The organism is Burkholderia sp. AU39826 (assembly GCF_020419965.1).
Classification (GTDB): Bacteria; Pseudomonadota; Gammaproteobacteria; order Burkholderiales; family Burkholderiaceae; genus Burkholderia; species Burkholderia semiarida.
In genome coordinates, this window is sequence record NZ_JAIZQG010000002.1 from 695,095 (window position 1) to 708,448 (window position 13,354).

The 13,354-nt window shown below is 69.0% G+C and carries 7 protein-coding genes; 2 read left to right on the plus strand and 5 right to left on the minus strand.

Going from position 1 to position 13,354, the window contains the following annotated elements; translation table 11 throughout:
- Positions 1-35: 35 nt before the first annotated feature.
- A complete protein-coding gene (locus LGM42_RS08075) occupies positions 36-2,612 on the plus strand; it encodes a [protein-PII] uridylyltransferase (protein WP_226231962.1) in 2,577 nt (858 codons plus the stop codon).
- A gap of 16 nt (positions 2,613-2,628) precedes the next feature.
- The gene (locus LGM42_RS08080) at positions 2,629-4,515 is read left to right on the plus strand and encodes a pseudouridine synthase (protein ID WP_226231963.1); all 1,887 of its coding nucleotides are present in this window, start codon (positions 2,629-2,631) and stop codon (positions 4,513-4,515) included.
- A gap of 75 nt (positions 4,516-4,590) precedes the next feature.
- On the opposite strand, the gene def is transcribed toward LGM42_RS08080, so the two are convergent.
- From def to LGM42_RS08105, 5 genes are all read right to left on the minus strand, one after another.
- Entirely contained in the window at positions 4,591-5,124 is a 534-nt protein-coding gene (gene def / locus LGM42_RS08085; RefSeq protein WP_059573695.1) for a peptide deformylase, read from the minus strand.
- Entirely contained in the window at positions 5,121-7,196 is a 2,076-nt protein-coding gene (gene ligA / locus LGM42_RS08090; protein ID WP_226231964.1) for an NAD-dependent DNA ligase LigA, read from the minus strand. The genes def and ligA overlap by 4 nt, the downstream gene beginning before the upstream one ends.
- Positions 7,197-7,361: 165 nt before the next feature.
- Positions 7,362-8,642, minus strand: a complete 1,281-nt coding sequence (locus tag LGM42_RS08095; RefSeq protein ID WP_059573693.1) for a cell division protein ZipA C-terminal FtsZ-binding domain-containing protein — start codon at positions 8,640-8,642, stop codon at positions 7,362-7,364.
- Positions 8,643-8,726: 84 nt separating this feature from the next.
- The gene (smc, locus tag LGM42_RS08100) at positions 8,727-12,239 is read right to left on the minus strand and encodes a chromosome segregation protein SMC (protein WP_059645383.1); all 3,513 of its coding nucleotides are present in this window, start codon (positions 12,237-12,239) and stop codon (positions 8,727-8,729) included.
- A gap of 139 nt (positions 12,240-12,378) precedes the next feature.
- Complete coding sequence (locus LGM42_RS08105) at positions 12,379-13,320, minus strand: DMT family transporter (RefSeq protein ID WP_060316806.1); 942 nt, start codon at positions 13,318-13,320, stop codon at positions 12,379-12,381.
- Positions 13,321-13,354 lie beyond the last annotated feature (34 nt).

A 13,354-nucleotide genomic window follows, 5' to 3' on the forward strand; every position in this document is an offset into this window, starting at 1 on the left:
CAGCCCGCCCCACTTTCGCACCTGAACGGCTGCCCATGAGCGCTCACGCTGCCCCCTCGCCCGAAGCGCTGTCGCGGCGCGCCGAATTCAAGGCCGCCAAGACGGAAATGCTCGAGCGTTTTCGCCGCGCGGCGAACGTCGCGTCGCTGATGCACGCGCTGTCGAAACTCACCGACGACGCGTTGAAGCGCGTGTGGGACGAATGCGAGCTGCCCGCGACGCTCGCGCTCGTCGCCGTCGGCGGCTACGGACGCGGCGAGCTCGCGCCCTATTCCGACGTCGACATCCTCGTGCTGCTGCCCGATGCGCACGACGCGGCGCTCGACGCGCGCATCGAGCGCTTCATCGGGATGGCGTGGGATCTCGGCCTCGAGATCGGTAGCAGCGTGCGCACGGTCGCGCAGTGCATCGAGGAGGCGTCGCAGGACGTCACGGTGCAGACCTCGCTGCTCGAAGCGCGCCGCATCGTCGGCAGCACCGCGCTGTTCGAGCGCTTCACCGTGCGCTACCACGAAGCGCTCGACGCCCGCGCGTTCTTCACCGCGAAGGTGCTCGAGATGCGCCAGCGCCATGCGAAGTTCCAGGACACGCCGTACAGCCTCGAGCCGAACGTGAAGGAAAGCCCGGGCGGGCTGCGCGACCTGCAGACGATCCTGTGGATCGCGCGCGCGGCCGGCTTCGGCAGCAGCTGGCGCGAACTCGACACGCGCGGGCTCATCACCGACCGCGAAGCACGCGAGCTGCGTCGCAACGAAGGCTTCCTGAAGACGCTGCGCGCGCGGCTGCACGTGATCGCCGGGCGCCGCCAGGACATGCTCGTGTTCGACCTGCAGACGCAGGCCGCCGAGAGCTTCGGCTACCAGCCGACGCAGGCCAAGCGCGCGAGCGAGCAACTGATGCGCCGCTACTACTGGGCCGCGAAGGCCGTCACGCAGCTCGCGACGATCCTGATCCAGAACATCGAGGCGCAGCTCTTCCCCGCGACGAGCGGCATCACGCGCGTGCTGTCGGCCGATCGCTTCGTCGAGAAACAGGGCATGCTCGAGATCGTCGACGACGGCGTGTTCGAGCGCCATCCCGACGCGATCCTCGAAGCGTTCCTGCTGTACGAGACGACGCGCGGCGTGAAAGGCCTGTCCGCCCGCACGCTGCGGGCGCTGTACAACTCGCGCGAAATCATGAACAACGCGTGGCGCCGCGATCCGCAGAACCGCCGCACGTTCATGCGGATCCTGCAGCAGCCCGAAGGCATCACGCATGCGTTCCGGCTGATGAACCAGACGAGCGTGCTCGGCCGCTACCTGCTGAATTTCCGCCGCATCGTCGGCCAGATGCAGCACGACCTGTACCACGTGTACACGGTCGACCAGCACATCCTGATGGTGCTGCGCAACATCCGCCGCTTCGCGGTGGCCGAGCATGCGCACGAATACCCGTTCTGCAGCCAGCTGATCGGCAACTTCGAGCGCCCGTGGGTGCTGTACGTCGCGGCGCTGTTCCACGACATCGCGAAGGGCCGCGGCGGCGATCACTCGACGCTCGGGATGGCCGACGCGCGGCGCTTCTGCCGCGAGCACGGGATCGACGGCGACGACGCGGCGCTGATCGTGTGGCTCGTCCAGCATCACCTGACGATGAGCCAGGTCGCGCAGAAGCAGGACACGAGCGATCCCGAAGTCATCAAGCGCTTCGCCGAAGTCGTCGGCAACGAACGCTACCTCACCGCGCTCTACCTGCTGACCGTCGCCGATATCCGCGGCACGAGCCCGAAGGTATGGAACACGTGGAAGGGCAAGCTGCTCGAGGATCTGTACCGCATCACGCTCGCGGTGCTCGGCGGCGCGAACCCCGACGCGCATTCGGAGCTGAAGTCGCGGCAGGAGCAGGCGCTGGCGCTGCTGCGCCTGGAAACCGTGCCCGACGACGCGCACCGCGCATTGTGGGATCAGCTCGACGTCGGCTTCTTCCTGCGTCACGACGCGGCCGACATCGCGTGGCAGACGCGCGTGCTGTACCGGCACGTGAACGCCGAAACCGCGATCGTCCGCGCGCGGCCGTCGCCGATAGGCGACGCGCTGCAGGTGCTCGTGTACGTGAAGGACCGCCCCGACCTGTTCGCGGGCATCTGCGCGTATTTCGACCGCAACGGGCTGTCGGTGCTCGACGCGCGCGTCAGCACGACACGGCACGGCTATGCGCTCGACAACTTCATCGTCACGCAGACCGAACGCGACGTGCGCTACCGCGACATCGCGAATCTCGTCGAGCAGCAGCTCGCGACGCGGCTGGCCGAAACCGCATCGCTGCCGGAGCCGTCGAAGGGCCGCCTGTCGCGGCTGTCGCGGACGTTTCCGATCACGCCGCGCGTCGACCTGCGGGCCGACGAGCGCGGTCAGTACTACATCCTGTCCGTGTCGGCCAACGACCGGCCGGGCCTTCTCTATTCGATCGCGCGCGTACTCGCCGAACATCGGATCGGCGTCCATGCGGCGCGGATCAATACGCTCGGCGAGCGCGTCGAAGACATCTTCCTGCTCGCGGGTGCCGGCCTGTCCGACAACCGCCTGCAGATCCAGCTCGAAACCGAATTGCTGCGTGCGATCGCAGTCTGAATGAATCCCAGCGTTTATGCGCACCAAATTAACCGTCAAGAATCCGAAGCCGGCGTCGCCGACTCGCGCCCCCGTCCGCTCCGGCAGCCTCGTCGCCCGCAAGGCGGTACGCCCCGCCGCGCCGCCCGCGGCGGACAAGCCGGCCCGCCCGAAGAAGGCGCCCGCGGCGGCCGCCACCGGCGAGCGCTCGTTCAATCCGCGCGGCGCCGCCGGCGCCGAACGCCCCGGCGCGGATCGCGCACCGGCCAAGCGCGCGCCGCGTGACGGCGGCGCCGAGCGCGGCACGCGCGCGCCGTATCGCGACAATGCGGCCGGCGAAGGTGCGAAGCGCGGCTTCGGCGATCGTCGCACGTCGTCGGATCGCCCGCCGCGCCGCAACGATGACGATGCGCGGCCGCGCCGTGCCGGTGCCGACGAAGGCAAGCGTCCGTCCTATCGTGACAACGCGGCCGGCGAAGGCGCGAAGCGCGGTTTCGGCGATCGTCGCATGTCGTCGGATCGCCCGCCGCGCCGCAACGATGACGATGCGCGGCCGCGCCGTGCCGGTGCCGACGAAGGCAAGCGTCCGTCCTATCGCGACAACGCGGCCGGCGAAGGCGCGAAGCGCGGCTTCGGCGAGCGTCGCACGTCTTCCGACCGCCCTCCCCGCCGTGATGACGACGCCCGTCCGCGTCGCGCAGCAGGCAGTGACGACAGCAAGCGCCCGTCCTATCGCGACAAGGCCGCCGGCGAAGGTGCGAAACGCAGCTATGGCGACCGCAATACGTCATCGAATCGCCCGCCGCGCCGCAGCGACGACGATACGCGTCCGCGCCGTGCAGCGGGCGGTGACGACAGCAAACGCCCGTCCTACCGCGACAAGGTCGCCGGCGAAGGCGCGAAGCGCAGCTATGGCGACCGCCGCCCGTCGTCCGATCGCCCGCCCCGTCGTGATGACGACGCACGCCCGCGCCGCACGGCAGGCACCGACGACGGCAAACGCCCGTCCTACCGCGACAAGCCGGCCGGCGAAGGCGCGAAGCGCAGCTTCGGCGATCGCCCGGCCCGCCCCGCGCGCGACGGCGAGCGCCGTTCGTTCGGCGCGGTGAAGACCGCGCAACCCGTCAAGCGCGCGGCGGCGGCCGATGTCGACTACGGCGACGAAACGGGCCTGATGCGCCTGTCGAAGCGGATGTCCGAGCTCGGCATGTGCTCGCGCCGCGAAGCCGACGAATGGATCGAAAAGGGCTGGGTGCTCGTCGACGGCGAACGCATCGACACGCTCGGCACCAAGGTGCGCGCCGATCAGAAGATCGAGATCGACGAGCGGGCGAGCGCCGCGCAGGCCGCGCAGGTGACGATCCTGCTGCACAAGCCGGTCGGCTACGTGTCGGGCCAGGCGGAAGACGGCTACGAGCCGGCGTCCGTGCTGATCACGCGCGCGAACCGCTGGAGCGGCGATCATTCGCCGCTGCGCTTCTCGCCGCAGCATCTGCATGCGCTTGCGCCGGCCGGCCGTCTCGACATCGACTCCACCGGCCTGCTCGTGCTGACGCAGAACGGCGTGATCGCGAAGCAGCTGATCGGCGAACAGTCGGACATCGACAAGGAATACCTGGTGCGCGTGCGCTTCGGCGAGCGACTGATCGACATCGACCAGCACTTCCCGGCGGAATCGCTCGCGAAGCTGCGCCACGGCCTCGAGCTCGATGGCGTTCCGCTGAAGCCGGCGATGGTGAGCTGGCAGAACGGCGAACAGTTGCGCTTCGTGCTGCGCGAAGGCAAGAAGCGCCAGATCCGCCGCATGTGCGAACTGGTCGGCCTCGACGTGATCGGCCTGAAGCGCGTGCGGATGGGCCGCGTGATGCTCGGCGCGCTGCCGCAGGGCCAATGGCGCTACCTGTCGGCCGACGAGACGTTCTGACCTCGGGCACGCGCGACGTGCCATGACGAAGCCCGCTTGCGCGGGCTTTTTCTTTTCCGCGCAAAGCGCGGACGATCAGTCGTCGTCGGCCGGATCGAGCCCCGGGAACAGCACCTCGGTGAAGCCGAAGCGCGTGAAGTCGGTAATCCGCATCGGATACAGCTTGCCGATGAGGTGATCGTATTCGTGCTGGACCACGCGCGCGTGGAATCCTTCGGCGACGCGATCGATCTTCTGGCCGAACTGGTCGTAACCGCTGTAGCGCACCTTCGCGTAGCGGCTGACGACGCCGCGCATGCCCGGCACCGACAGGCAGCCTTCCCAGCCCTCTTCCATGTCCGGCGGCAGATACTCGATCTTCGGGTTGATCAGCACGGTCTCGGGCACCGGCGGCGCGTCCGGATAGCGGTTGTTGTTGCCGAAGCCGAAGATGATGATCTGCAGCCCGATGCCGATCTGCGGCGCGGCCAGCCCGGCGCCGTTCGCGTGATGCATCGTCTCGAACATGTCCGCGACGATCTCGTGCAGCTCGGGGGTATCGAACCGCTCGACCGGTTGGGCGATTTCGAGCAGGCGCGGATCGCCCATCTTCAGGATCTCGCGAATCATGGCGTATTGCCCTCCAGGAGTTGGTGCAGACCGTCTTCGTCCAGCACGGGGATGCCGAGTTCCTCGGCCTTCGCGAGCTTGCTGCCGGCTTCGGCGCCCGCGACCACGTAATCCGTCTTCTTCGACACCGAACCGGCCACCTTGGCGCCCGCCGCTTCGAGCATCTCCTTCGCCGCATCGCGCGTGAGAGTCGGCAGCGTGCCCGTCAGCACGACCGTCTTGCCGGCCAGCACGCCCTGCGGCGCCTTCGGCGCGGGCGGGCCTTCGGGCCACGTGACCTTGCCGGGCGCGCGCAACTGCTCGATCACGGTCCGGTTGTGCTCTTCCGCGAAGAACTGGTGGATCGACTCGGCGACGATCGGCCCGACGTCGTTGACTTCGAGCAGTTCCTCGATCGACGCGTCCATGATCGGCGTCAGCGAGCCGAAATGCTTCGCGAGATCCTTCGCGGTCGATTCGCCGACATGGCGGATGCCGAGCCCGTAGATGAAGCGCGCGAGCGTCGTATGCTTCGCCTTCTCGAGCGAATCGAGCAGATTCTGCGCGGATTTCTCGGCGAACCGGTCGAGTTCGGCCAACGTCGCGAAGCCGAGATTGAACAGGTCGGCCGGCGTGCGCACCAGATTCAGCTCGACGAGCTGATCGATGATCTTCTCGCCGAGGCCGTCGATGTCGAGCGCGCGGCGCTGCGCGAAATGCCACAGCGCCTGCTTGCGCTGCGCCGGGCAGAACAGCCCGCCCGTACAGCGCGCGATCGCCTCGTCCGGCAGGCGCTCGATCTTCGAGCCGCACACCGGGCATTCGGTCGGCATCACGAATTCGGCCGCATCCGCCGGGCGCCGGTCGAGCAGCGCGCCAACCACTTCCGGAATCACGTCGCCCGCGCGGCGCACGATCACGGTGTCGCCGATCCGGATGTCCTTGCGGCGCACTTCGTCCTCGTTGTGCAGCGTCGCGTTGGTCACGGTCGCGCCGCCGACGAACACCGGCTCGAGACGCGCGACCGGCGTGATCGCGCCGGTGCGGCCGACCTGCACGTCGATCGCGACGAGCTTCGTCAGCGCTTCCTGCGCAGGGAACTTGTGTGCAAGCGCGAAGCGCGGCGCGCGCGACACAAAGCCCAGGCGCTCCTGCTCGTCGCGCCGGTTGACCTTGTAGACAACGCCGTCGATGTCGTACGGCAGCGACTCGCGCTTCTCGCCCACCTTGCGGAAGAAGTCGAGCAGGCCTTCGGCGCCGTGCACGACCGCGCGCTCGCGGTTCACCGGCAGGCCGAGCGACTCGTACCAGTCGAGCAGCGCGCTGTGCGTGTCGGGCATCGGCATCCCGTCGAGCACGCCGATCCCGTATGCGAAGAACGACAGCGGCCGCTGCGCGGTGATCTTCGAGTCGAGCTGGCGCAGGCTGCCGGCCGCCGCGTTGCGCGGGTTCGCGAATTCGCGTTGCTCGGCCGCGCGCTGGCGTTCGTTCAGGCGCGCGAAATCGCGCTTGAACATCAGCACCTCGCCACGCACGTCGAGCACGGCCGGCACGTGCTTGCCCTTCAGCCTCAGCGGAATCGAGCGGATCGTGCGCACGTTCTCGGTCACGTCCTCGCCGGTCGTCCCGTCGCCGCGCGTCGCCGCCTGCACGAACACGCCCTGCTCGTAGCGCAGCGAAATCGCGAGGCCGTCGAACTTCAGTTCGCACGCGTATTCGACGGGGTCCGTCACCGAGCCGGCGAGATCGGTCGTCTTGGCGAGCGCGTCGGCGACGCGCTTGTCGAACGCGACGATGTCCTCGTCGGCGAAGCCGTTGTTCAGCGACAGCATCGGCGCATCGTGGACGACCGGCGTGAAGCCGCCGGCCGCTTCGCCGCCGACGCGCTGCGTCGGCGAATCGGGCGTCACGAGTTCGGGATGGTCGGTTTCGAGCTGCTGCAGCTCACGGAACAGCCGGTCGTATTCGGCGTCGGGCAGATCCGGCTGATCGAGCACGTAATAGGCGTAGTTCGCCCGCTCGAGTTGGTCGCGCAGCCACGCGGCGCGCGCGTCGGGCTGGCTGGCTGGCGGTTCGGCTTGGGTTCGGGCCATGCTGGCGGCAGATTCGTTCTGAAAAAATCGGATGTCCGATTATCTCAGTTTGACGCCGCGGCGGGGTGCGCAATGCGGGCCCGATGGCATGCTGCGGCGCACACCGAGCGGTGTGCGCCGCGGCGACGAACGACGGCGCCAGGGGCCGCCGTCCGCGCGATCGCGTTACTGGCTGAAGAGGCGGCGCGTGACCGGCGAACCGGCCGGAATGCCGGCTTCCTCGAGCTTCGCGTACAGCTTCATCAACTGCTGCTCGATCGCGAGCAGCGTCGACTCCGGCAGCGGCCGGCGCGAATCGTCGACGACGCGCGCGCCGATCCGCTCGGACAGCGACTTCGCGTAATCGCACATCAGCCGGAACGGCAGGATGTCCTCTTCGGCCACCGGCACGTCGAGTACCAGCGTGATCATGTTGCCGCCCTTGTACGTCAGGTCGTCGCGCAGGAAGTTCGTATCGCCGAACTGCAGCATGAACACCGGATTCTGTTTCGCGTCGAGCTTCACGAAGCGCGTGCCGTCGCGCGACAGCAGCAGCCCGTCCTGCGACGCGACCGCCTGCACGTAGTTCGCGGACCACGGCGCGCCGTCCGACATCACGTTGATCGACAGTTGCGCGTCGCACTGCGCGGCAAACGCGTCGAGCTCGCGCGCCATCGCGACCGTTTCCATCATGTCCGGGAATTCCGGCGCGCCGTCGATCGCGTCGGCGAACTGCTGGACGCCCGTCACGAATTCGGAGAATTCGAGCTCGTTCAGCGCGCCGCCGCGGTTCGCGAGCTGCGCGGCCGCGCGCAGCTCTTCGTAGCGCACGCCGTTCTGCAGCAGCTCCCACTGGCCGCCTTCCGGCTTGCCTTCGATGTGCACGGGCTTGCTGCCCGCGCGGCGCAGCCGCTGCGCGATCGGCAGGATCTTGTCGCCCGGCAGCGGCCCGGTGAGACGGATCGGCACGATGCAGTCGATCCGGCGATCGACGATCGCGGGCGGCGCCGACGAGATCGTCGTCGCGGCCGGCAACACCGGTTCGGTCGGCTCGGCCGCCGCCTCGTGCGTGGCGGCGGGCACGGCTTCCTCGCCCGCGGCCGGTTCGGTCGGTTGGGCCGACGTGTCGACGCCCGTCGCCTCGGCCTGCAGGTCGGCCGGCGTATCGGCCGGCGCGGCGCCGCCCGCGGCTGCACCAAAGGTCGGCTCGACGCGCGCGGCTTCGGCCGTGGCCGCCGTACCCGCGGAGACCGGCGCCGCGGGCTCGCGACGCACCGGCTGACGCACCGGCTCGATGAACGGCGGCTCTTCGTCGCGCTCGGGGCGGTTCATCGCCTCGGCCGCTTCCTCCGGCATCGGGCGCGGCATCCTGCGCCGCACTTTCGCGCCCTGCCATGCGTTGTAGACCACGACGCCGCCCACCACGACGGCGCCCGCGCCGATCAAACCGAGTGTCAACTCGTCCATGCACGCTCCATCAGCAATTCTTTTTCGTCGGGACCGCGAACGGGCGCCATGCGCCGCGCGAACGCGGTCCGGTTTCGTCAAACGTCAATTCTGGGCAAAACCCGCGGCGGTTTCCATATCCACCGCGACGATCCGCGACACGCCCTGCTCCTGCATCGTCACGCCGATCAGCTGCTGCGCCATCTCCATCGCGATCTTGTTGTGCGAGATGAACAGGAACTGCGTCTTGTCGGACATCGCGCGCACGAGGTTCGCGAAACGCTCGGTGTTCGCGTCGTCCAGCGGCGCGTCGACCTCGTCGAGCAGACAGAATGGCGCCGGGTTCAACTGGAACATCGCGAACACCAGCGCGGTCGCGGTCAGCGCCTTCTCGCCGCCCGACAGCAGGTGAATCGTCGCGTTCTTCTTGCCCGGCGGCTGCGCCATCACCTGCACGCCGGCATCGAGAATCTCGTCGCCCGTCATGATCAGCTTCGCCTGCCCGCCGCCGAACAGGCGCGGGAACAGATCGCTGAAATGACGGTTGACCTCGTCGAAGGTGCCCTGCAGCAGCGTGCGGGTCTCCTGGTCGATCTTGTGGATCGCGTCCTCGAGCGTCGTGATCGCGTCGATCAGGTCGGCCGATTGCGCGTCGAGGAACACCTTGCGCTCGCTCGCGGCCTTCAGCTCGTCGAGCGCGGCCATGTTCACCGGCCCGAGCGCGTTGATCGCATTGTTCAGGCGCGTGACTTCGCCCTGCAGGTAAGACGGCTTGAGATCCGGCGTCAGCTTCGCGGCCAGCGCGGCCTCGTCGACCTCGGCGGCCGCGAGTTGCTCGGCGAACTGCTCGACGGACAGGCGCGCGGCCTGCTCCTTCAGTTGCAGCTCGGTGATGCGGTCGCGCAGCGGTTGCAGCGAACGCTCGGCGACGAGCCGTTGCTCGTCCGACGCGCGCAGCTTCGCGGTCAGGTCGTCGAGCTCGATGCGCGCGGCCTGCAGCGCTTCTTCCTTCACCGCGCGAATCTCGAGCGCGTCCTGCAGGCCCGTGTGCGCGGTCTGCTCGTTGATCGTCTCGAGTTCGGCGCGCGCGTCTTCCAGCGACGCGGCGACGCGCTCGCTCTGCTCGTGCGCGACCTGGATCGTGCGCTTGAGTTCGTCGATGCGGGTCGCCGCGTTGCGGGCGGCAAAGCGCGCGTCGTTCGCGCCGCGCTCGAGGTCGCGCGCTTCCTGACGCGCCTGCGTCAGCGATTCGTCGAGCGACTCGAACGCGAGCTGGTTGTCCTCGAAGCGCGCCTGCAGTTCCGCGAGCTCGCCGTCGAAGCGCTCGAAATTCGCTTCCGACTCCGCGCGCAATGCACGCTGCTCCTCGATCTGCGCGCCGATTTCCTCGAGTTCCTCGCGGATTTGCGTGCTGCGCTGCGTATAACGCTCGTGCGCCTGCGCGAGCTTCAGCACGTCCATCTGCAGCGCATGCACGCGCTGCGTCGCGCGCTCGGCCTGCGCGCGCACGTCGCCGAGCGCCTGCGTGGCCTGCGTGTGCGCGGCTTCCGCCCGCACGGCCGCCGTGCGCGCCTCGTCGGCGAGCAGCGCCTGCGCGCGCACCTGGCGCGTCAGGTTTTCGATTTCCTGCTGGCGGGCCAGCATCCCGGCCTGCTCCGAATCGGCCGCGTACAGCTGCACGCCGACGCGCGTGACGATGTGGCCGGCCTTGACGACGAACGCGCCGCCTGCCGGCAACTGCGTGCGCGTGGCGAGCGCCTGCGCGACGTCGTCGGCGACGTACACGTTGCCGAGCCAGTCGTTCAGCACCGCGCGGATACCGGCGTCGTCGATGCGCACGAGCGACAGCACCGGCCGCAGCCCGGCCGCCGCGGCGGGCGGCTCGCCAGCCGCGGGCGGCGCGTAGAACGCGAGCTTCGCGGGCGGCGCGTCGGCCGCGAATGCCTTCACCCAGTCGAGATTCGACACTTCGAGCGCGGCGAGGCGCTCGCGCAGCACGGCCTCGAGCGCCGCTTCCCAGCCGGCCTCGACGTGCAGCTTCTTCCACAGCCGCGGCAGCGCGCCGAGCTCGTGCTTGTCCAGCCACGGCTGCACCTTGCCTTCGGTCTGCACGTTCTCCTGCAGCTGCTTCAGCGCGGCGAGGCGCGCCTCGAGCTGGTGGATCTGCGCGGCTTCGGCCTGCACGCGCTCCTGCGCGGCACGACGTTCGCCGTCGAGACGCGGCACCGTTTCCTGCGCGTCCGCGAGGCGCGCCTGCGCTTCAGCGAGAATCTCTTCCTGCTCGGCCAACTGCATGCGCAGTTCTTCGAGCTGCGTCTCGTCCGGCGCGTCGAGCCCGCCCGCTTCGCTCTTCAGGCGCTCGTGGCGCTGCTGAAGCTGCTGGAGCTGCTGGTCGGCGTTGCGCTGGTGCGCGGCTTCGAGCTTCAGCGACTGCTCGGTCTGCGCGATCCGCGCGCGCTCGTCGTTGAGCTGCGCCTGCGCGTCGCGCCACTTCGCTTCGAGCGCCGGCAGCGCATCGTGCTTCGCGGCCGCGTTGTCTTCGGCGAGCGCGGCCTTCTCGTCGGCCATCGCGCGCGCCTCTTCGGCTTCCTCGAGCTCGTCCTGCGACTTCTCGGCCTGCGCGCGCCACTGCTCGCGCTGCGCGTTCAGCGCGGCGATCTGCGCCTGCACGCGATTGCGCGATTCGACGATGAACTTGATTTCCGCTTCGAGGCGGCTCACCTCGGCGTTCGCCTCGTAGAGCGCGCCCTGCGCGCCCTGCATCGCGTCGCTCGCCGAGTAGTGCGCGACGCGCAGCGTCTCGAGCTGCGCCTCGACTTCGCGCAGCTTGGCCGTCTGCGCCTCGAGGTCGATCTGCGCCTGCTCGATCGCGCGCTGCTGCTTCTGCTGCTCGCCGGCCGCCTCGTTCTTGCGCAGCAGCCACAAGAGGCGCTGCTTCTCCTCGCCATCGGCGACGAGTTCCTTGTACTTGGTCGCGACCACCGCCTGCGCCTCGAGCTTTTCGAGGTTCGCGCCGAGTTCGCGGACGATGTCCTCGACGCGCGTCAGGTTCTCGCGCGTGTCGTGCAGACGGTTCTCGGTTTCGCGGCGGCGTTCCTTGTACTTCGACACGCCGGCGGCTTCCTCGAGGAACACGCGCAGCTCTTCGGGCTTCGCCTCGATGATCCGCGCGATCATGCCCTGCCCGATGATCGCGTACGCGCGCGGCCCGAGGCCCGTGCCGAGGAAGATGTCCTGGATGTCGCGGCGGCGCGCCGGCAGGTTGTTGATGTAGTAGCTCGACGTGCCGTCGCGCGTCAGCACGCGCTTCACGGCGATTTCGCCGTACTGGCCCCACTGCCCGGCCGCGCGGCCGTCGGAGTTGTCGAAGATCAGTTCGACGCTGGCCCGGCTGCCGGGCTTGCGGGCGGTCGAACCGTTGAAGATCACGTCCTGCATCGATTCGCCGCGCAGCTCGGACGCGCGCGACTCGCCGAGCACCCAGCGCACGGCATCGATGATGTTGGACTTGCCGCATCCGTTCGGGCCGACCACGCCGACGAGCTGGCCCGGAACCTGGAAATGCGTGGGATCGACGAAGGATTTGAAGCCAGCGAGTTTGATCGAGCTCAGACGCACGGCGGTATCGGATGTGAAGAAGGTGTGAGACGGACGGGGCCGCACGGCGCGGGGCCGGAGAGCCCCTGCGCGCCACGCGCCCCGGAATTCAAAAACGGGGCCGCGCGCATCCAGCGTTGGGCCCCGCAAACGGCTTCCATCATACCATCGCGCGTGCGCCGTCCCGACCGTCGCCGGGTTTGTCCGGTGCCGGCGCGGCACGATGGACCCGGCTCGACAGCAGCGTCGCCAGCACGATGCACGCGCCGCCCGCCCACTCGCGCGCGCTCGGCAGCTCGTTCGCGAACACCCACGCGGACAGCGCGGTGATCACGATCTCGAACAGCATGATGATCGATGCACGGTTCGCCGGCACACGCGCAAGGCCGTACTGGACGAGCAGGTTGTTCGACGCCATCGTCACGCCGATCGCCGCGATGATCAATGCGGCCACGCCAAGCTGGCCGCTTGCCGGCGCGGCCGGCAGCCCCTCGAACAGCGACGCGATCGCGCCGAACACGGCCGCGCCGCCGAACAGCGTCGCGGTGCGCATTTCCGCGCGCATGTCGGGCAGCTCGCGGCTCGCCTTGATCACCAGCACGTTGCTCATCGCGAAGCTCAGGCCGGCCGCGAGGCCCGCCCATTCGGCCGGGTTGGCCGGCAGCGGCAAGCCGAGCGCCGGCGACCACAGCATCAGCATCGCGCCGCCGATCGACAGCGCCGCAAGCCCCGCGCCGGCCCAGGTCAGCCGCTCGCGCAGCAGGAAGTGCGCGTAGATCGCGGTCCAGGCCGGCGTCAGGTAGAACAGCAGCATCACGCGCAGCACCTCGCCGTGGATCGTGCCCCACACGAAACCGAGGTTCGTCACGCCGGCCGTCACCGCGATGCCCGGCAGCACCCAGTGCCAGCGCAGCGTCGCGATCGTGCGGCGCCGCGCGACGATCACGAACAGGAATGCGACGAGGCTCGTCAGCGCGCTCGCCAGCGTGCCCGTCACGCCGAGCGACGCGAGGATCCGCAGCGGATACCAGATCAGGCCCCATACCGACGCGCCGATCAGGATGGCCAGCGTCGGCAGGCTGCCGCGTACCGCGTTGTTCATCAGAATTTGCTCCGAGAAACCCCGCCATTGATGG

What these genes read in the sequence shown, in the direction of transcription:
- LGM42_RS08075 (WP_226231962.1), top strand. Translation starts at nt 36, where the DNA reads ATGAGCGCTCACGCTGCCCCCTCGCCCGAAGCGCTGTCGCGGCGCGCC.
- LGM42_RS08105 (WP_060316806.1), bottom strand. Translation starts at nt 13,320, where the DNA reads ATGAACAACGCGGTACGCGGCAGCCTGCCGACGCTGGCCATCCTGATC.
- ligA (WP_226231964.1), bottom strand. Translation starts at nt 7,196, where the DNA reads ATGGCCCGAACCCAAGCCGAACCGCCAGCCAGCCAGCCCGACGCGCGC.
- def (WP_059573695.1), bottom strand. Translation starts at nt 5,124, where the DNA reads ATGATTCGCGAGATCCTGAAGATGGGCGATCCGCGCCTGCTCGAAATC.
- LGM42_RS08080 (WP_226231963.1), top strand. Translation starts at nt 2,629, where the DNA reads ATGCGCACCAAATTAACCGTCAAGAATCCGAAGCCGGCGTCGCCGACT.
- LGM42_RS08095 (WP_059573693.1), bottom strand. Translation starts at nt 8,642, where the DNA reads ATGGACGAGTTGACACTCGGTTTGATCGGCGCGGGCGCCGTCGTGGTG.